This is a genomic window from Leptolyngbya sp. AN02str (assembly GCF_050565595.1).
In the GTDB taxonomy this organism is placed as follows: domain Bacteria; phylum Cyanobacteriota; class Cyanobacteriia; order Elainellales; family Elainellaceae; genus Kaiparowitsia.
The window spans coordinates 43,000-63,202 of record NZ_JBNXVR010000040.1; the positions used below are offsets into that span (position 1 = coordinate 43,000).

Sequence of the window (20,203 nt, forward strand, 5' to 3'; positions counted from 1 at the left end):
TCGCTAGTACACCACGCAACCTTGAATCATCAAACAGCCCCGTAATACTGAAATTTATTTTAAGTGGGTCTCTTACTGTGCCATTCTCAGGTAGGGCGATCGCTGCTAAACCCTAAACAGCGCCCAGACAAAAACACCACAGCATAACACGGGCTTATATAGATCATAAAAACAATCACTTTGGTTTATATTGTCAAAGATTACGCAAGCCTAGTATTCTTATAACTGGGAATTCTAAGGTGATTCGCTATAAAGCTACAGTTCAAAATGATGAACACGTGCTTTTTAGCGCTGTTGTGCATAGTGAAGTTATCTCCACTCAATGAATTGGTGTCACGAGAAAACATGGTCAAAGTGTGCTAGCTACACGCTTTTTCTGTTGTGATAGAAGTTTTACCTGCTTCATTCGTCTCTTGAGTTATCTTCGACTCAATTTAATTCTTAAATTAAGAGACTCGACTGCCATTTATTGATCGAAGCGGACGCTTTGGCATGATGCAAAGGCTGGTTGGCCTTTTGATCGTTTCGGTGATAATTTCTCGGCACAACTTTTACAGTAATTCATCCTATTAAGGGATTGAATAGCGAAGATGCTCGTGCTCGGCACGTGCATGGCGTCCGTTGTGACATGACGATCAGATTCTGACATTTTGGAAGGGAAACGAACATGGCAATTGCAGTTGGAATGGTAGAAACCCTGGGCTTTCCGGCCGTTGTTGAAGCAGCGGACGCGATGGTAAAGGCAGCTCGGGTGACTTTGGTGGGCTACGAAAAGATTGGTTCGGGCCGTGTCACCGTCATCGTTCGGGGCGATGTTTCCGAAGTTCAAGCTTCGGTCGCCGCTGGTATTGAGAACGTGAAGCGGGTGAACGGTGGGCAGGTGCTATCGACTCACATCATTGCTCGTCCTCACGAGAACTTGGAATATGTGCTGCCCATCCGCTACACCGAAGCGGTTGAAGCGTTTCGTGAGAGCGTAAGCGGTATCCGTCCTGTTAACCGCCCGTAGGCTTTAACTACTTACTAATCTGATGCAAATTGCTAAAGTTTGCGGGACTGTTGTTAGCACTCACAAAGAACCCAGCCTCACCGGGACTAAGTTCTTATTGCTCCAATTTGTAGATGAGCAAGGAAACTTACGCCAGGAGTTTGAGGTCGCTGCTGACAGTGTTGGCGCAGGTCTTGATGAGTGGGTTCTGGTGAGCCGTGGCAGCGCTGCCCGCCAATCGCCAGGTACCGATCAACGTCCACTCGATGCGCTGGTGGTTGGTATTATCGACACCGTCAGCGTTGACAATCGTCTTCTTTACAGTAAGCGCGATCAGGATCGCTAGAGCTGATGTAGGGAAGAGCAAGTTGCAAAGGCGATCGCACCGGATCGCCAAAATCTGAATGATGTGGGGAAGCGAAAGTAGGAAGCCGTATGATCCTGGCGGCGTTCCAATCTTTGTTTCCCCTTTGTTTATGGTTGAAATAACGACATAGCTGAACTCCACGCGATCGCGCTTAGCAGGGGCTTGCAATCTCCGTTCTGCAACGAAGGTTCAAGAACAATGCTCGCGATGGCAGCAGGTTGTCAGCTTGATTAGGAGACGTGCGTTCATGGTAGCTCTAGGCACTGCTGCTCCGCCTGCAGTTTGGTCTAAGGATTTGGCACAGCCCCAAATTCACGAATCTGCTTATGTTCACTCATTTTCGAGTGTGGCTGGAGAGGTTTATATTGGCGCGAATGCGCTGATTGCTCCAGGCACATCAATTCGAGCGGACGAAGGTACGCCGTTTTATCTTGGAGACGGAAGCAACGTTCAGGATGGGGCTGTCATCCATGGGTTGCCTCAGGGACGTGTGCTTGGTGATGATCAGCAGCCTTACTCGGTTTGGATTGGCAAGAATACAGCGATCGCCCACATGGCGCTGGTGCATGGGCCAGCCTATATTGGCGATGACTGCTTTATTGGGTTTCGATCCACGGTGTTCAACGCCCGTATTGGCCAGGGCTGCATTGTCATGATGCATGTCCTGATTCAGGATGTTGAGATCCCCGCTGGCAAGTTTGTTCCGTCCGGTTCAGTCATTACGACTCAGCAACAGGCCGATCGGTTGCCCGATGTGCAATCGGTTGATGTGCATTTTGCGACCCATGTGGTGGGTGTGGGTACAATGCTCCGTGCTGGGGTTCAAGGTGCAGAAATGCGATCGCCTTCCAGTTCTGCTGAGTCTAGTTCTACGCCGTCTGTCGGCAATCTAAAACCCTCTAGTCCTTCTACTCACAATCCAGAGATGGTAAATATGCGTTTGAACCCGGAAGTTGTCGATCATGTGCGCCGCCTTTTGGCTCAGGGATATCGCATTGGTACCGAGCATGTCAGTGCTCGTCGTTTTCAGACGAATTCTTGGCATAGCTGTTCGCCAATGCAATCGAATCGCGAACAAGATGTGCTGTCAGCTCTGGAAGCGTGTGTTGCTGAGCATGCCGGAGAGTATGTGCGTGTGTTTGGCATTGATCCCAAGCAAAAGGTGCGCGTAGGAGAATTGATTGTGCAGCGCCCGGGCGATCGCGCATCCAGCGGATCATCTTCTCAATCCAGCTACAGCAGCAGCTCTTCTAACTACAGCAGCAGCTCTTCTAACTATGGCGGCAGCTCTTCTAGCTATGGCGGCAGCTCTTCTAGCTATGACACTCCGGCTAGAACCTCCAATCGTGGCAGCTTGTCGGGAGAGATCACCGACCACGTTCGCCGCCTGATCGCTCAGGGCTACCACATTGGCACCGAGCACGCCGATGCGCGCCGATTCCAAACCAGCTCCTGGTATAGCTGCTCGCCAATTCAAGCTAGCCGCGATACCGAAGTGCTGTCTGCATTAGAATCTTGCTTGGCTGAACATGCTGGCGAGTACGTTCGCATGTTTGGGATTGATCCAAAGCAAAAGCGTCGGGTTACCGAGGTCATCATTCAGCGGCCCAATGGATCTCACAATGGGTCCGCTGCATCGAGCCATTCGGCCCCTTCCAGCAACTATTCATCAAGCAGCTCTAGCTATTCGGCTCCCGCTCCTAGCAGCTCAGCCCGAGGCAGCTTAAGCGCTGATGTTGTTCAGCAGGTGCGCCAATTGCTGTCGCAGGGCTACAAAGTGGCAGCCGAACATGCCGATGCGCGTCGTTTTCAAACCAGTAGTTGGAAGAGCTGTGGCACGATCGACGGTTCACGCGATTCGGATGTGCTGGCCGCTTTAGAACGGTGCCTGCACGAGAATGCTGGGGAATATGTGAAGCTATATGGCATTGATACCCGATCAAAACGTCGGGTCACGGAAGTGATCATTCAGCGCCCTTAATTGCAGTAGCTGCAACAGAGCTGTCAGCAATAGACCTGTCAAGGGATAGAGCGCTCGTAAAACTCAAGAGGTGAATAGGCAACACCTGTTCACCTCTCTAAGAATTTTACAATTTTCGTCTTTTGGACTTAAGTTTTGAGGGAATGCGTGGGCATTCGTTATGATGCGACGTGGAGGGATAGCCACTAGCGCTTAGGGAGAGACTGTTGACGCACGAGCTGGGGCAAGCGGCGATTGAGTTAGCCAATTCGCGACTCTTACCGATCAGCCCAATGAATCACTATCAAATTGGGGGAGATGTACACATTCACCCTAGTGCAGCGATCGCTCCCGATGTGTTTCTCCTGGCAGATGCAGGATGCCAAGTCACAGTAGCAGCGGGTGTGAGTATTGGCCATGGCTGCGTCATCCATGCCTGTGGAGGCGACATTGTCGTTGAAGTTGCCGCGACATTGGGGACAGCGGTGCTTTTGGTGGGAAGTGGTAAGATTGGGGCACATGCATGCATTGGATCTATGTCCACTTTGTACAATCCCCATGCTGAAGCTCAACAGGTCATTCCGCCTCATGCCCTGTTAATGGGTAGCGAAATCGAAAGTGCGATCGCGCAATCTTCTGTCGCAGGAGACAGAGGCTTATCCCCCCAGGTGCCCGACGACACAGATAACCCGTGGTTAGAAGAAAGCTCTCATCCAGAACTTCCCTCATCATTCAACAGCGGCACTGCGAATCAGCTGGTTAAGTCGCCAACCGACAGCAAATCCAGCGCATCTATCGAGACCAAAGTTGTGTACGGAAAAGCCGAATTCTATCGCCTGATGGAAATGCTTTTTCCCCATCGCGAAGCGTTGATGCAGCAGCTCACAACCACCGAACTCGCTGCAACCGATACAGCCACTCCCTTCACCCCGTCCGCCAAACAGCCACCCCATGGACTTCCCCATGACACCTCACCCGGACCGCAGGAGCAACCATGATGGAAGCGGACGGAACCATGGACCCCATGCCCTCACCAACAAAGTCCGATCGCTATTTTGGCGAAGCAGCAGTGGGTATGATTTCAACTCGCAGCTTTCCGGCAATCGTTGGCACAGCAGACATGATGCTGAAATCTGCCGGGGTTACCCTAGTTGGCTATGAAAAAATTGGTGATGGCTATTGCACAGCCGTTGTTCGGGGCAACATTGCCGATGTGCGCATCGCGGTTGAAGTGGGCATTGAAACCGCTCAACAGTTTGGTGAATATGTGTCGCAATCCATCATTCCTCGGCCCTCGCCTAACTTAGAAATTGTGCTGCCGATTGGGAGTCGATTGGCTCAATACGTTTCAGATCAAGGCTTTAGCCGATTGAGCAATCAGGCAATTGGCCTACTGGAAACTCGGGGATATCCGGCCATGGTCGGTGCTGCCGATGCCATGCTCAAAGCGGCTGATGTGCAGTTAGCTGCTTGCGAAACCATTGGTGCTGGGCTGTGTACTGCCATCATTCGCGGGAGGGTGTCGGATGTTGCGATGGCAATTGAAGCTGGAATGCATGAGGCTGAGCGTATTGGCGAATTACACGCTGTCATGGTCATTCCTCGTCCGCTGAGTGATTTGGAAGAGACCCTGCCAGTGGCAAGTTGCTGGATCGAGAAGCCAACCCCATTGACCCTCCCTCTCGACTTGAAGACCCCCGTCAAAGAATTGGTCACGCCAGAAGCCCCCGAGCAGGAACCAGCCGAAGAGGCCCAGCGCATTGCTTTGCCAAATTTACAAGAACTCACGTTGCCCGAAGCCATTCCTCAATCAGACGAGCAGTAAAGCGACCTAAGGGCTATCTGGTTACTCGTTTTGCTTAGTCGCATCGGCCCGTTACGTGACTTGGGAATGTTCACATTGTGTGCTTGATGCTGTTGGCCCAACTTTAGGGCCAACTTTGCAGTTTTCACCACAACCAAAATCGTTGAAAGCACTGTATTTTATGGGATGTGAATTAACCTAAAGGCAGAATTTACGTTTTGGAGAACCAAACATTCTGGGCTACAGTCTTAAATGGCATCGGCAACAGCGTGGCATTGCTCGATCTTCCTGGTGGGGCAATTCGAGACTGAAGAAACCAATGATTGACGAAATCATTCCATGGCGGTGTCGGGTGAGGATGACATGACGAACTCTCCGAATCCGAATCAGGATCAGCAAAATCAGCAAAAGTTACATCGGGCGCGATCGCGACGGCTGTGGCGGCGAGTCGGGTTGAGTATTGGAATTCTCAGCCTGGCAGGAGTGTGTACAGGGGCCTGGTGGGCCTGGCGATTTGTGAGCTTTGAGCTTGTTCCCTTGGTGGAGCGCAACCTCACCGACTTGCTAAATCGTCCGGTTGACTTGGGCGAATTAGAAGACATTAGTTTCACCGAAATCATCATTGGGCCATCCCGGATTCCTATAACTACGACAGATCCCGATCGGGTGGATATTGAGCGAGTTCGGGTCAACTTTAATCCGGTCTCAGTTTTGACGGAGCGTCGGCTTGGGCTCGATGTGGTGCTAGAGAATGCCGATATCTACCTCCAGCAAAATGCGGAGGGTCAGTGGGTCAGCACTCAGCTTGCAGAGAACGACGGTAATGGTGGCCCCATCCAGGTTCAGCTGGATCGCATTCGGCTGCTGAATTCGCAGATTTCCCTGGCACCCTCGTTAGAGATTATGGCGGAGGCGGGCAAGCCCGGAACCTCTAGCTATGCTGATGTGCAGACCTCAGCAGGAGTTCAGCCACTCATTCAGTTTGGAGATGTGCAGGGCAGCCTGCGTCTGCAAGACGATAACCAAATTATTCGCTACGACGTTGATGCCAAGCCCGTCAGCGGCGGACGATTGCGCATTGGTGGCGAAACCCGACGCGAGGTGGTAGAGCCTCGCGAAGGGGAAGAGGTTCCCGTAGGAATTCAGCGAACGCGCATCTCTATCCAAAGCGACCAAGTTTCTGCAGCAGATGTGAGCGCTTTGGTGGCTGTACCGGTCACATTGAATGCGGGCCAACTGTTTGGCAATTTAACGTTGGAGATTGAGGGAGATGCCCTGCGATCGCTCGACGGCACCCTCCGATTTCAAGACTTGGCTGGACAAGTACAAAACCTACCTCAGCCCATTCGCAACGGAGCAGGTCGGCTGCGATTTCAAGAGCGCACGATTACCTTAGAGAATGTAGAGGCAACCTACGGCCAAATTCCGGCCCTCGCCAACGGTACGATCCACCTCGACAATGGGTATGACTTGGCTGGACGTTTGCGCGGAGTCAACATTGCCGCAATTCAAACAACTGCAGGTTTTACTTTACCGTTTGAAACGGCGGGTGCATTCGATGCCAATGTGACAATTACTGGGGAGCTCAATAATCCCCGTATTCGTGGCACGATCGATAATACGACCCCGCTCCGCATTGATCGGGTTGATGTGGCCAGCCTGCGCACCCAGTTTGATCTGTTGGGCGATCGCCTCTTTTTGGATGAGGTGGTCGTCAGGCCCGCCGGAGGGGGGGTGGTGCAAGCGCAAGGCGAAATCGGCCTGGGCGAAAACGGTGAAATTGGCCTGACTGGAACCATTCGCGACGTTTCGGCAGATCGCATCGCCCAAGGCTATGGCGTCAATTTAAACAATGTTCGGCTAGGAACGCTAACTGCCGATCTAAATCTTGCTGGGCCACGCGACCAAATTCAAACGTTGGCTCAATGGCAATTGCCCGAAGCAACCTACCCCGGCCAGGGGGAAATTGCCTTTATTGGCGACGAAATTTTATTCCGCGACACAGCATTTCAAGTTGGGGATGGACGGGTTACCGCCGAGGGGGCCATTCAGGATGGTCAATGGCGGGCGATCGCCCAAGCCAGCAATATTGATCTAGAACCCTTTGCCCCGCAGCTTGGCGGCCAGGTACAAACCGCCAGCGCCAACCTCACCGGGCAACTGCGCGACTTTAGCATCAGCACCATTCAAGGCATTGCCAATGCCACGCTCAGTCTGGCCGGGGGAACGGTTACGGCCAACGGCACGGCCCAACGGGGGCTGTGGCAAGCTTCAGTGTTAGCCGATAATGTGCTGCTTCAGCAGTTCTCGCCCGAGCTACAAGGCTTTGTGAGTGGAGATGTGCGCCTTAATGGCAGCCTTGCAAACCTAAGTCCTCGCGCCATTCGGGCCGAGGGCGATGTTGCTTTTTCGCGGGGTATTTCTTTCTTTGACCGTCCGCTCACGGCAAGCCTCCGCTGGTTGGGCGATCGCCTGCAAATTGACCAAGCCCAAGCCCCTGGCTTTGCTGCGAGTGGCTACGTTTTGGCCCAACTGGATGGTTCCAACGGCCCCCGCATTCCTGGCTTCGATCTGGATGTCGATGTGCAGGACTTTGACCTTCGCACCCTCGACAACTTGCCCATCAACCTGCCCGACAACGTACAAGTGGCAGGAATTGCAGGATTCGATGGCAACATTAGCGGCACACCCAGTACGCCCAATGTGTCGGGCAGACTGCGGCTAGACAACTTTGTGGCGAATGGCCTGCGGTTTGAGCCAGTGCTCACAGGGAATGTCCAGTTTGTGGGCAATCAGGGGCTGGATGTGGAGTTGACCGGACGCAACGATCGGATTGCGGCTCGGCTCGATGGAGCCTATCGGCCCGAATACTTTTTGGTACGACAAGGAAATGCGTTTGCTCAGGGCACAACCGTGGGCGATCGCCTCGATGCCCAAGTAGCCAACTTCCCCCTGGGGTTCTTCAATGTTGCACCAGCCGCAAATTTAGGATTAGGCGCCGTCACAGGCAACGCTACAGGCAACCTCAACATCAATCTTTCCACCTATGCCGCCGCTGGCGACCTCACCATTGTTCAGCCTGGGCTGGGCTACATTACAGCTCAGCAGTTCCAAGGACAGTTTCGTTATGCCGACGGCTCTGCAACCTTAACCAACGCGGTCCTAAGTTTCGACAATAGCCGCTATTTGATCTCAGCCAGCGTCAACAACTTAGGGCAAAATCCTGCCTTTCAGGGACAACTCATCGCCGAGCGGGGCGATGTGCGCGATCTGCTAACGGCTTTTCAATGGTTTGAACTGTCAGATGTGAACCGAGGCATTCGAACTCCAGTCTACGAATCTAGTTCCACCGTTCAAACCGTTCCAGTCGGCGACAGCAATGCCGCTCTCATCAACCAGCTACGCCGCTATTCCGAAATTATTGCCCTGCTCGAAATTCAGGCAGAGCAAGAATCTCAACGGATTGCACTCCCCGCGTTGTACGAACTCCAGGGTGGGTTTACTGGCAACATCACCTTTTCGGGAACGCAGCAAGATGGGGTATCGGCAGAGTTTAGCCTGCGGGGCAATGACTGGACATGGGGCGACTATGAAATTGCTCAGGTATTGGTCGATGGGTCATTGAATGATGGGGAACTGAGTTTGCTGCCGTTGCAGCTGCGGTCGGATGAGTCGTACCTCACGTTTTCGGGACGCGTGGGTGGCGAGGCCCAGTCTGGTCAGCTTGAGGTTTCCAAAGTACCCGTCGAGGCTATTCGAGATTTTTTGCGGTTGCCGTTGGATGTGACGGGTGAGTTGAGTGCGAACGCAGTGCTAGAGGGCAGTCTTGCCAATCCTCAAGCCCGAGGTGAGCTGGCGATCGCCAATGCAACTATCAATCAAGAACCCGTTCAAGGGGGAACAACCCGATTTAGCTATGAAGATGCCCGCTTGCGCTTTTTGAGCCAGTTTCAACTCTCTGATGAAGATCCGCTACGGTTGGCAGGCAGCATTCCCTACAGCCTGCCGTTTATGGATGTGGAACCCGCCAGCGACGAAATCACCCTGAATGCCCGCGTTCGCGATGAGGGGCTCGCGTTTATCAACTTGTTTACCGACCAAGTGGCCTGGGAAGGTGGCGAAGGCACCGTTGATGTGGCCGTGAGCGGCACACTGCGACAACCGCAGATTGAAGGTAGTGCAACCTTTAACGGGGCAAGTTTTTCGGCATCCGCTCTGCCCGAACCACTCACCAATGTCAATGGTCGGGTTCTGTTCAACCGCAGCTTTGTGGATGTGGAGCAGCTGACGGGACAGTTTCGGCAGGGGCAGGTGCAAGCCCAGGGGCTCCTGCCAGTGTTTGATGAAAATGACTTTCCCCAGGGGTACCGCGTTGGCACAGGCGACTCGCCGCTGACGGTCAATCTCGACCAGTTGGTTCTGAATTTTAAGGGCCTGTACCAGGGTGCCGTTGATGGAGATTTGATCGTATCGGGCACAGCCCTAGCGCCTCGCATCACCGGCGAGATTGCCCTCAGCCGGGGCCGAGTAGAGCTGCCCTCAAGCGGTGGGCAAGCTGCCCCCAGCCCCCAGCCCGAGATCGATCCCAACAGCATTACCAGCCCACCCCGGTTCGACAATTTGCTGATTACGTTGGGCGATCGCGTTCGGGTGACGCTTGACCCAATTTTGAATTTTGTGGCTCGGGGCGAGTTGCTGATTGATGGTACCTTGGGCGATTTGCGGCCATCGGGAGATATTCGTCTGCTGGCCGGTCAAGTCAATCTGTTTACTACTCAATTCAATTTGGTGCGCAGCTCTAACAACGTTGCCGAGTTTAGCCCCAACCGTGGCCTCGACCCATTCCTCAATGTAGAACTGCAAGCGTCGGTTACCGAGGTGAATCGGGCATCGGCAACGCCTAGCTCTCCCTTTGCTGTCGCTGAAATTTCTGATACGCCGATCACCGACTTTGGTCGGGTGGGCACAGTACGGGTGCAAGCCTCGGTCGTAGGCTATGCCAGCCAACTGTTCGATAATTTGGAACTCACGAGCAGCCCCTCTCGAACAGAAAATGAAATTATTTTGCTGATTGGCGGTGGTTTTGTAGATACGCTGGGTCAAGGTAATGGCACTCTGGCGATCGCCAACTTGGCAGGTTCTGCTCTGCTCACGCGGGTACAAAATGTAGTGAGCAACGCCATTGGGCTAACCGACTTCCGCCTCTTCCCAACAATCACCTCCAACGGAGCTTCTAACTCAAGCCTGGATCTCGCATCGGAGGTCGGAATCGACATTACGGGGAACTTGTCTGCTTCTGCCTTGGTGATTTTGACAGATGATGCGCCCGCCCAGTTCAACCTGCGCTATCGTCTCAACGATGAGTTCCTGCTCAGGGGATATCTCGACACCAGTGGTGGTACAGGTGGCATCCTTGAGTTTGAGCGACGTTTCTAATCAACCGCCCGCATGGATCGTTTTACGGCAGAACCATGCAATGATCCATGCTTCCCAAAAGCCACTGGGCTTACACATTGGTGTTGTGGGTAGGGTGCGTCGCACCCTACCCACAACACCAACACACCAGATTTAGTGGGCTTGCGTAAGTCCTGAGCCATTCGTGCACGAGTTTTCATGATGCACGCTGGCTTGGATAGCACGGGTTTACAGCCCGATGACTATCCATACCGCACACCTATTTTGCTCGCATGCTTTGTTTCTTTTCCTGTTTGGGATCGCGGGCGGCAGCAGCAGCAATATCGGCATCCAGTAGCGTAACCCCTGTCGCCGCCAAATACACATCATCCAGGCTAGGACGTGATTGAGACACGCCAAAAATGGGCAAGCCCGCTTCTTTCAGAGATTGCTGAATCGTCAGCAGTGCATCGCTATGGGCATCGACCACCAAGTTCAGCGAATTTCCCTGAGCTTCGTTGATAATTACTTCTTGCACAAACGGAAACCCTTGCAGCATGGTTTTGGCAGCTTCCGCTTCGGCACGCACCGTAAACTCTCGTAAACGGAGCGTAATGCGATCGCCCCCAACGTTATCCTTCAGTTGCGACGGAGTTCCAGAGGCAATCACCACCCCTTTGTCAATAATGGCAACCCGATCCGCTAGGGCATCCACCTCCTCCAAGTAATGACTCGTCAGCAAAACGGTTGTGCCTTCGGCCTTCAGTTGTCGCAAAAACGACCAAATGGCCGACCGACTCTCAATATCCAGGCCCACCGTTGGCTCATCCAGCACCAGCACATCGGGTTGATGCAGCAGCCCTGCCGCCAAATCCAACCGCTTGCGAATGCCCCCAGAGTAGGTTCCTGTGCGGCGATCGGCCCAATCGCCCAAACCCAAAGCCGCAACCACTGCCTCAATCCGCAGCTTTGCCAATTCACGCGGCAAATGATACAGCGCGGCCTGAAGCTCCAACAGTTCGCGGCCCGTCAGCACCTTATCTAAGGCCACCTCTTGCGCGACATAGCCCAGCTTTTGGCGAACCTCACGCGGATTGTCTAACACCGAAACTCCAGCAACCTCAAGCGTTCCAGCGTCGGGAGTCGCCAGCGTACACAAGCAGCGCAGAGTCGTTGTTTTTCCGGCTCCATTCGGCCCCAACAATCCAAAAATTTCACCCGAGTCAATCTGCAAGGAAACATCCTTGACGGCTTCCACCTTGCCATACCGCTTTTGCAACTTCTCGATTACTACTGCGGGTGCCATGCCCGTGACCTCGCGCTTGCTTAACTCACCACCTTCACCATTTTAAGGGGTCAGGCCTGACGCACCTCGTGCAGAAGCTTGAAGTTTTGTGGAATGGTGCCTGAATCTAGCGACTATCTCTCAACTGCACCAGGCGTCAGGCAATGGAGCCTACTGGTCAATACATTCGCGTGTATCAGCCGAATCCTCACGTCGGCACTAACTGTTCTCACCCTAACTATTGCCACGACCTTTCCCCTGACCCCGACCATTGCCCTAGCCGTTGCCTCAACCGTTGCCTTGGCCGTTGCTACGACCGTTCCCCTGACTCCGACCATTGCCCGGGCGACGCTCCTGTCCATTGCCTCGGTTTTGTTGAGGACGGGCCTGAGGCCGAGGTGATGAGCAGGCTGGAGCCACCGCAGGGCGCGCAGCTGGCTTGGGTACAGGAGCGCTGGCAGGCTGGACAGGTGCAGCAGTCCGTGGTGGAGCCGGAGGTACAGCCGCAGGTGGTGGGGCTGGAGCGGCACTCGGTGGGGGCATCGGCGGTGGCGCAATTGGCGACGGGGCCAAAGATGGGGATGGAGCTACTCTTGGTGGGGGGCTAGGCGAAGCATCATCCGCAGGTGTAGGAGTCCCCACAGCAGAGGCCGGAGTTGTGGGGAGCATCCCTGGTGTAGGCAATACAGACGGTGTAGCTAATGGCTCGGGGCTAGAAGTAGCATCCGGGGCGGCTGGAGACAGGCGGCTTGTGCCATGCCACAGGGCATATCCCGCCAGCAATGGCACCACCGCCAATAGGGCCCACATGCTGGGATGCCTGCGGCGCTGAGACCGAGCGGGAAACGATGCGGGCACTTGCGCTCCATTCCAAGGCAAGGTAGCAGTTTGGATGAGGGTAGTGCCCGAGGCACCACAACCAACGTTACAGCTTGGCTCAGGATATTGACGGGGTCGGCTGATGCCGAAACTGGTTCCAATTGAGGCAGTAGCTTTAACCAAGCCTCTACGGTACTGGGGCGATCGCCTGGTTCCATCGCCATCCCCTGCAATACCGCGTGTTCCACCGCAGCACTGAGGTGGGGTTGCAAATGTCGCGGCGATACAAGAGGAATGCGATCGCGCAATGCTGCTGCCGTTGGCGCTTCCGCCGTGAGCAACGTGTAGAGCGTGGCCACCAGCGCATAAATATCCGTTGCGGGGGTGCGCTTTGCATGGGGCATATACTTGCTCAATCGGAGCATAGCCCAACGACACCATGCCTGTGTGAGTTTGTGTGACATCGAGGCGAACGATATTAGGATGGGAGAATCGGGCGAGCCGCTTGATCTCATCCAGAAACTTACGCTCGGAATCCACAAAGTTGGGGTTATCGCGTACCGCTTCGTTCAGGGTTTTGATGACGACTATCTGATCAAGCACTTGGTGGGTCGCAATGTAGGTCACACCAAACCCACCCCGCCCCAATTCACGCTCAAGGCGGTATTTCCCATGCTGAAGCTAACAACCAGAGACGAACGACATGCCAAATCCTACAGGTCACTGAACAGCGAAACCCTCACCAACTGATGCTTGGCGGTTGGGCGCTACTCTTTTCTTCACCCATTGACAGAGCATGCCGGGTTAATCGCTGGCAAGAATGAATTAAAAAAATGAATGGATGGATGCGTGGGAAATGCCCTAGCTCGAACTTGCCACTTGACCAGCCTGGATTCAGTTTTGTTTCCATTTGGCGTTAATCCAACGATGGACGATCGCCAGTCGAACAACTTTTCACTCTACCTTCGCAACAATCAACCGCGATCGCAGCAAAACTACTTGAAAAAATCAAGCCGAAAAGTACAATTGTACTGATTCACTAGAGGGCGATCGTATGTCTGTTGAGCAAACTAGTCAGCTCATTCAGCTCATTCTTAATTCGATGCTGATGGTGATCGCATGCAGTCTGTTGCTCGTGGGGCTGCTCAGTCGGTACACCGCGATCGCCCTTAAGTTGCAAACCCTCAATCGCGAATACGTGAATGTTATGGTCGGTGCAGATCATCTCACCCAGCCGCAGCTAACCCAGCTCAAGCATCAGCAAACCCATCTGCGACAGCGCTATCGATCATCCCAAAACGGCATTTTGCTGGTTTATGCCGCCTTAGTCTCGTCGTTGCTCAACACCCTGCTTCTAGCCATGAGAACCCTGTGGAGCCAACTTTGGCTAATCCAAGGTTCGTTCTTCTTTTTTGCAGCCGGAGTTGCGTTGCTGCTCGCAGGCATAGGCATGACGCTGGCAGACTTTCATCAATCGCGGCGATCGCTCTTGCAAGAGTTCCGCAGTTGGGTCGCTCCACCCCAGCCAAATAACCCCGAACTTCGCACCCACCGACTTCTACCCCAAAAGACACTGCCACCCACCCCTGAGCGATCGCGCCGTCGCATTCGTGTGTCTTAACTCGCCATCAGTTTTGGTTTGGGACTTCTCAGACTTTACCTAAGCGTACGCGCCAAAAATTTGAATCACTCATCGCTCTGGGGCCAAAGCAGCAAACTATCCAGCCTTCTACATGCGGTATTGACGAAAGACCTCTGTTGCCGCCCGATGCAAAATAGAATGCCGATAGACTAACGCTTGGGCATCGTCGGCATAGCCGCCACCAATCACACAGGCTACCGGAACTCCACGCGCTGCACAGGTGTTGAGCACTTGCATTTCTCGCCGCCACAGCCCGTGATCGGTCAACGCTAACTTACCCAAGCGATCGCCCTCATGGGTATCCACACCCGCATCGTAAAACACCAGATCGGGCTTCACTTGGGTCAGCAAATCATCCAAATACAAAGCCAGCGTTTGCAGATAGTGTTCATCCTCCATGCCTTCCGGCAGGGGAATGTCAAGATCGCTGGTCTGCTTACGGCTTGGAAAGTTCACCTCACAGTGCATAGAAAAGGTAAACACACTGGGATCATCCTGGAAGATGTAGGCCGTTCCGTCTCCCTGATGGACATCCAAATCAACAATCAAAATCTTGTGCGCCAAATCGAGTTTTTGCATCACCCGAGCGGCGATCGCCATATCGTTAAAAATGCAAAACCCAGACCCATAGGTTGGAAACGCATGGTGGGTGCCCCCTGCCGTGTTACAGGCTAGGCCAAACTGTAGCGCTAGTTGCGCCGTCAAAATCGTACCGCCCACTGCCACACAGGTACGATTGACCAAAGCAGGGCTCCACGGTAAACCAATGCGCCGCATGGCTTGCGCATCTAACGTACCTTCGCAATATTGCTGAACATAATCAGCTGCATGCACCAACTCAATCCAGCTACGGGGCAACAGATCGGGCTCATAGAACTGAGAGGGATGCGCCACCTCATCCACCAACAGCAAATCATGCAACGCTTTGAATTTTTGCATGGGGAAGCGATGCCCTAGTGGTAGCGGCGCAATGTAATCAGGATGGTAGACCAGCGGTAAATTCATATCATCATTCATGTGCCAGGAGGCCACTTACGCATCAGCCTCTCACAGCATCAGGGTCCATTTATCTTTCCGGGATCTCAGAGCGCATTCTGGATGGTTTGCTTGGTTTTCTTTAGCCACCCGTAGCCAAAGCGCTTCGATGAAATGCTAACTGATAGCGATACAAAGCGACTGGGCGATCGCCTAGCTTAAAAAAATCTGGATCTTGCGGCGATAGATATACTGCCGTCACCTGATCAGCAACGATTTCGGGTGATTCTCCATGGTCCGCGACTGGTTCCGTTAAACGGGGTTGGTATTGATAGGCTGTCGTCGTTTCCACAATGTTGAAATAGATCTGTGGCTGACCGCGAAACTCTTGCTGAAAAACTTCAGTCGTCACAAACTCATGAGCGGATGGGGTTTCGGTGGCCCGGGCTGTCACGGTAGAAACTAGCTGGCGATCGCCCCTCAACAGGGTAATTTGGCGATTTGGATTATCTGGATCAACCTTCACCGCCTGCACAATGGATTGCGTTTTGCCTGATCGGGGAAGCGTCGCCTCCCCTTGCGACACAGCTTCCAACGAGGCCCGCGCCAAATTCAAACCATTAAAGGCGCGATCGGCAACAATGCGAGGCTGGGTGGACAGCGGCACCATGAACCATGGCAACTGGAGCGATCGCGCTGCCTCTGGCAAAAAACGAGCCTGAAATCGAACCGGGCGATCGAGAAACTGCCGATTGCTTTCAAACCCAGGAGAAACCACTTCTGGAGCCGCCGGAGCCACCATATCAACCAGCGTTGTGGTGACATCCCACGAGCCAGCAAGCCACTGGGGATAGTACAAGTCGCCTTGGGCTGGCTGTACAGGCGGCCTGGTATCCCACATGGGGAAGTGAGTAACACGGCTAGACAGCGAGTTCGCCCAGGCGTCACCGCTGCACAACAACCATACCAACACCAAACTCACAATCCATGCCAAGCGCCACGATCGCTGCGGTTTTCTGCGTCGATATCGCTTGGGGTGCCTCACATTCGTTGCCATCGGTGCCCTACCAGTCACAAGTGGTCAATTTTGAACAGATTAAACATCTTTACAAGATCAAGACTTACGCACTTCATCCAAAAAACAGGGGGTTGAAAGATGTTTGGAGCGCTAAGCGCTCCAAACATCTTTCAACTGCGTAAGGCCTGAAGATATAGAGGCGGCAACCATGCCACGCCTATTGTTATTTGCCATCAAGCTAGTTTGCCATTGAACTAGTTTGTCACTGGATTATCTGAACTATTGGAACTATTGGGACTATTGGACGAAACCAACTCACGTTAACGCCTAGTGAACCCTCTTCGCTCAGGCTGGGACACCCCACTTGGGCGCACCCGGACCAAAGCGATGCAATTGCTGCGCGATCGCCTACGGGTTTACCTCATAAGTATCCAATTCACTGATACATACAAAACTCTGTGATCTTACGGTTGTAGTTCACTTTGCTGTGTCATTGAAGAAAATACGCATATTTTGTCGTTGTCAAGTTCGCAAATCCCCATGAATTCACGCTTTCAGCAAATTTTATTCCTGATGTAATTCCTCCGTATTTGTAGGGAATAGTAGGTCTATCTTTGCCTCAAAACCTGACCTATGCTCTTTCACTCATTTTGCCTGAATGGTAGCTGCTAGGGCGATCGCATCAGTTTTCTCTCTTAAGAACTGATGTGCTTCTCCTCAAATTCCAAAAACTGGCACAAAACCGCTGGGCGATCGCGCTGTTCGTCGATACTCTGGTAGCCAGTCTGTTTGAGGTCTGTATCTCCTGCCCTGTGGGACTTTGAATCGTTGTGATGGCTACTCAATTTTGAGCAATGATGTCAGAATTTGAGGAGTTGATCAGATTAACCCTGCTGTATCTTCACCAATTGCTCTCTGTGTTGCGATCGCCTTCTGTTTGAAGAGTGTGTGCTTTTATTGAAGAGCCTCTACCAAAGGCAACTTCAGTTCATACAATAGTCCTCAAAGAACAGTCCTTAATCCATAGTCCTCAATCTGCAGGCCTCAACCAACCGTCCTTCACCCAAGTCCTTAGCCCACTGCCCAAAAAGCTCAGCCTTCTCCATGCTCACCATGACCGGGCCTTCAACCGTGTTTGCAGCTTGGTTTCACTAAAAAGCCTCCCAATCGTCCGTCTTTCCTCTTATAGCGAGTCTATGCCCATGCCTCAGTCTCCTCGTCGTGCCAGGTTACTGGATGCCTTGTTGTTTTGCGGTACCGTTGCAACCAGCGTTTGTGTATCGCTTTTGACTCCCGCTTTGAGTTCTGCTGTTCAAACATCGCTGCAGGACAGCCCCAAAGCAGTGCTCGATGAAGCATGGCAAATTGTTTATCGCGAGTATGTCGATGAATCGTTTAATAGCCAGAATTGGGTAGCCATTCGTCAAGAGTTGCTCAACCGGGAATACAGCTCTCGCGACGAGGCCTATGCCTATTTGAGACGAGCGCTTCAGCGGTTGAATGACCCCTACACCCGCTTCATGAATCCTCGCCAGTTTGAGGCGCTGACCAATCAAACTTCGGGTGAACTCTCTGGGGTTGGCATCCGTTTACAGGCAGACGAGCAAGTGGGTGGCATTAAGGTTGTAGAACCAATACCCAACTCGCCCGCATCTGCAGCCGGAATCCAGCCGGGCGATCGCATCCTGTCGATCGATGGCGTTTCGACCCAAGGCATGAGCTTAGAAGATGCTTCCAACCGTATTCGAGGTGAGCTAGGTACCAATCTCGTTCTTGACATGAGCCGCGATGGGCAAGATGACTCCTTTAGCGTGACCCTCACACGAGCCCGTATTGAACTACCCAACGTCAACCACACGGTTAAACAAGAGCAAGGGGTTAAGATTGGCTACATTCGCCTGACCGAGTTTAGCGCTCACTCCGCCGAGCAAATGCAGCGGGCAATCGAAGATTTGCTGACCAAGGACGTGGAAGGGTTTGTTCTAGACCTGCGGGGCAATCCCGGTGGTTTGCTAGATGCCAGTATTGCGATCGCTCGCATGTGGCTACCAAATGGCACGATCGTTCGTACCGTCGATCGCAATGGGTTTAGTGACACAACTCGGGCCAACAATACAGCCCTCACTCAGTTACCCTTGGTTGTGTTGGTAGACAGCCTGTCCGCAAGCTCTAGCGAAATTTTGACGGGTGCCCTGATGGATAACAACCGGGCCACGGTGGTTGGTACCACAACATTCGGCAAAGCCCTGGTGCAATCAGTTCACCGACTATCCGATGGTTCTGGCCTAGCGGTTACTGTTTCCCATTACTACACGCCCAACGGTACAGATATCAGTCAACTTGGCATTACGCCTCACATTCAAGTGGATTTGAATGAAGCACAGCAGCAGCAGCTCGCTAGCCATCCCGATCGGTTTGCAACTCAGGCAGATCCACAATACGCCCGAGCTGTGGGCGCACTCCAGTCCACCATTTCGACGAGTCGTCAAAGACAGCAGGCAGCCCAGCCTTCAAGAACCGTTCGGGAAACGAACCTGAGCATTCGCTCCAGCGATCGCTAAACAACCATTATTCATCAATCAACTTAGGGGCTGACCACGCGTGATCAGCCCCTAAGTTTTGAGTAAGTTTTGAGATGGGTGGGCTCCACACTAGAGTTTGGGGGCGATCGCAACCCTCTGGGTCTAGCAGCCTTGCGCGCTTTATGCCCAATCCACGAGCCTTACGTCGGCACAATAAATCCCGAAATCGGCAGCTGGCTTGGCAAGATGCTTTGAACTCGAGCTAGCAAATCATTTGTGCTTGTTCGATAGATTTCTGTGGAGCCTGACACAAGCGCCGTTCGAATATCGCTCAACGGAACAAAATGAGGAATTCGAATGCGATCTACATTCACCTCAAAGTCGGTAATGACGTCATAGCCAAGGCCTTCGGTCAGGGCAAAGGTATCGATGCCACCCCCACCCGTCAGCGTGTCAAGACCTGCTCCACCTTTGAGCAAATCACGACCCAGGCCCCCTACCAGTAAATCATTTCCGTTATTGCCAAAGAGGCGATCGTTTCCGCCATTGCCATAGATGCGATCGGCTCCTGCAAAGCCACGAATGAAATCGTGGCTGTTGGTTCCTTGAATGTTGCTATCTGCGTTGAGGGTACCCAAGATGACGTTGTATCCGGCTAGGGCTGAATCGCTGGCGATCGCCAAGTTAAAGGATGTTGCACGCGAGGCTCCTGCCTTATCCGTCGCAATGACTTGAATTGTCCAGTTACCAGCCGCATTCACCGGTGGAATTGCAACAAACTTCTGAAGTTGGCTCCGAAATTGCAGCCAGCCAGGTAAAGGCTGTCCATTACCTAGCCTTGCTCGATAGGTGAGCGTATCCCCAATATCGGGGTCCACAAATGTGTTAAGGCCGAGCTGATAGGTAAATACCTGTGCAACAATCGCTTGCTGATTGGGAATCGGCTTCAGCACAATCGGCGCATCGTTTACATTTGTGACCGTAAGCCCAAACGTCGTGCTCACACCCGCCTTGCTCGGATCAATGGCCGTTACCCGCACTCCCAAAGCCCCAACATCAGCATTTTTAGGCGTGCCTCGCAGGGTACGAGTCGCCGCATCAAATTTGAGCCAGCTCGGCAGAGGAGTTCCATTTCCACGCGTCACGGTATAGGTTAACGGGTCTCCGTTAAGATCCTTAAAGGTGCTGAGAGGAATTTGAAAGTTAAACAGGCTGTTCTGGGCGATTGTTTGGGCGGCGATCGCCTGATTCACAATTGGAGGATTGTTGACCGCATTCACCGTCAGGCCAAAGGTTGTGCTTGTTGTGGCATTTTGGGAATCCCTCGCAATCACCCGCACGTTAAAGCTTCCCGCGTTGGCATTGGTCGGAGTGCCGCTAAACGCGCGGGTAGATGGGTTGAACGTTAGCCAGGCAGGCAGTGCCGTTC

14 protein-coding genes and 1 pseudogene are annotated in these 20,203 nt (G+C 53.1%); 9 read left to right on the top strand and 6 right to left on the bottom strand.

Going from position 1 to position 20,203, the window contains the following annotated elements:
* Positions 1-667: 667 nt before the first annotated feature.
* The 6 genes from ACQ4M4_RS22755 to ACQ4M4_RS22780 all read left to right on the top strand — a co-directional run bounded on the left by ACQ4M4_RS22755 (position 668) and on the right by ACQ4M4_RS22780 (position 10,555).
* A complete protein-coding gene (locus ACQ4M4_RS22755; protein ID WP_068507759.1) occupies positions 668-1,009 on the top strand; it encodes a carbon dioxide-concentrating mechanism protein CcmK in 342 nt (113 codons plus the stop codon).
* Positions 1,010-1,031: 22 nt separating this feature from the next.
* The gene (locus ACQ4M4_RS22760) at positions 1,032-1,334 is read left to right on the top strand and encodes a EutN/CcmL family microcompartment protein (protein ID WP_430686763.1); all 303 of its coding nucleotides are present in this window, start codon (positions 1,032-1,034) and stop codon (positions 1,332-1,334) included.
* 268 nt (positions 1,335-1,602) lie between these two features.
* Positions 1,603-3,336, top strand: coding sequence for a ribulose bisphosphate carboxylase small subunit (locus tag ACQ4M4_RS22765; RefSeq protein WP_430686764.1), 1,734 nt, complete (start codon positions 1,603-1,605; stop codon positions 3,334-3,336).
* Positions 3,337-3,608: 272 nt separating this feature from the next.
* Positions 3,609-4,313 carry a hypothetical protein gene (locus tag ACQ4M4_RS22770; RefSeq protein ID WP_430686765.1) on the top strand — a complete coding sequence of 235 codons (705 nt, stop codon included), beginning with the start codon at positions 3,609-3,611 and terminating at the stop codon, positions 4,311-4,313.
* Entirely contained in the window at positions 4,310-5,140 is an 831-nt protein-coding gene (locus tag ACQ4M4_RS22775; RefSeq protein WP_430686766.1) for a BMC domain-containing protein, read from the top strand. The genes ACQ4M4_RS22770 and ACQ4M4_RS22775 overlap by 4 nt, the downstream gene beginning before the upstream one ends.
* Before the next feature lie 342 nt (positions 5,141-5,482).
* Positions 5,483-10,555, top strand: a complete 5,073-nt coding sequence (locus ACQ4M4_RS22780; protein WP_430686767.1) for a translocation/assembly module TamB domain-containing protein — start codon at positions 5,483-5,485, stop codon at positions 10,553-10,555.
* 238 nt (positions 10,556-10,793) lie between these two features.
* On the opposite strand, the gene ACQ4M4_RS22785 is transcribed toward ACQ4M4_RS22780, so the two are convergent.
* Complete coding sequence (locus ACQ4M4_RS22785; protein ID WP_430686768.1) at positions 10,794-11,819, bottom strand: ATP-binding cassette domain-containing protein; 1,026 nt, start codon at positions 11,817-11,819, stop codon at positions 10,794-10,796.
* Between the two features lie 143 nt (positions 11,820-11,962).
* On the opposite strand from ACQ4M4_RS22785, the gene ACQ4M4_RS22790 reads away from it, so the two are divergent.
* Positions 11,963-12,406, top strand: coding sequence for a hypothetical protein (locus ACQ4M4_RS22790; RefSeq protein ID WP_430686769.1), 444 nt, complete (start codon positions 11,963-11,965; stop codon positions 12,404-12,406).
* A gap of 90 nt (positions 12,407-12,496) precedes the next feature.
* Here ACQ4M4_RS22790 and ACQ4M4_RS22795 read toward each other — a convergent pair whose 3' ends face one another.
* Both ACQ4M4_RS22795 and ACQ4M4_RS22800 read right to left on the bottom strand, forming a co-directional pair.
* On the bottom strand, positions 12,497-13,021 hold the full coding sequence (locus ACQ4M4_RS22795) for a hypothetical protein (protein WP_430686770.1): 525 nt from the start codon (positions 13,019-13,021) through the stop codon (positions 12,497-12,499).
* A 70-nt stretch (positions 13,022-13,091) separates the two neighbouring features.
* Positions 13,092-13,271: pseudogene (locus tag ACQ4M4_RS22800) on the bottom strand (serine/threonine protein kinase); the annotation flags it as partial.
* A 400-nt stretch (positions 13,272-13,671) separates the two neighbouring features.
* On the opposite strand from ACQ4M4_RS22800, the gene ACQ4M4_RS22805 reads away from it, so the two are divergent.
* Positions 13,672-14,238 carry a DUF2721 domain-containing protein gene (locus tag ACQ4M4_RS22805; RefSeq protein ID WP_430686771.1) on the top strand — a complete coding sequence of 189 codons (567 nt, stop codon included), beginning with the start codon at positions 13,672-13,674 and terminating at the stop codon, positions 14,236-14,238.
* Positions 14,239-14,346: 108 nt separating this feature from the next.
* Here the strand turns inward: ACQ4M4_RS22805 and ACQ4M4_RS22810 are convergent, their stop codons facing one another.
* Both ACQ4M4_RS22810 and ACQ4M4_RS22815 read right to left on the bottom strand, forming a co-directional pair.
* Positions 14,347-15,264 carry a histone deacetylase family protein gene (locus ACQ4M4_RS22810; protein ID WP_430686772.1) on the bottom strand — a complete coding sequence of 306 codons (918 nt, stop codon included), beginning with the start codon at positions 15,262-15,264 and terminating at the stop codon, positions 14,347-14,349.
* A gap of 112 nt (positions 15,265-15,376) precedes the next feature.
* On the bottom strand, positions 15,377-16,291 hold the full coding sequence (locus tag ACQ4M4_RS22815; protein WP_430686773.1) for a DUF6816 family protein: 915 nt from the start codon (positions 16,289-16,291) through the stop codon (positions 15,377-15,379).
* Positions 16,292-17,454: 1,163 nt separating this feature from the next.
* Between ACQ4M4_RS22815 and ctpB the strand changes: the two genes are divergently transcribed.
* On the top strand, positions 17,455-18,813 hold the full coding sequence (gene ctpB / locus ACQ4M4_RS22820) for a carboxyl-terminal processing protease CtpB (RefSeq protein WP_430686774.1): 1,359 nt from the start codon (positions 17,455-17,457) through the stop codon (positions 18,811-18,813).
* Positions 18,814-18,974: 161 nt separating this feature from the next.
* On the opposite strand, the gene ACQ4M4_RS22825 is transcribed toward ctpB, so the two are convergent.
* On the bottom strand, positions 18,975-20,203 hold a 1,229-nt coding region (locus ACQ4M4_RS22825; protein ID WP_430686775.1), incomplete at its 5' end, for a putative Ig domain-containing protein.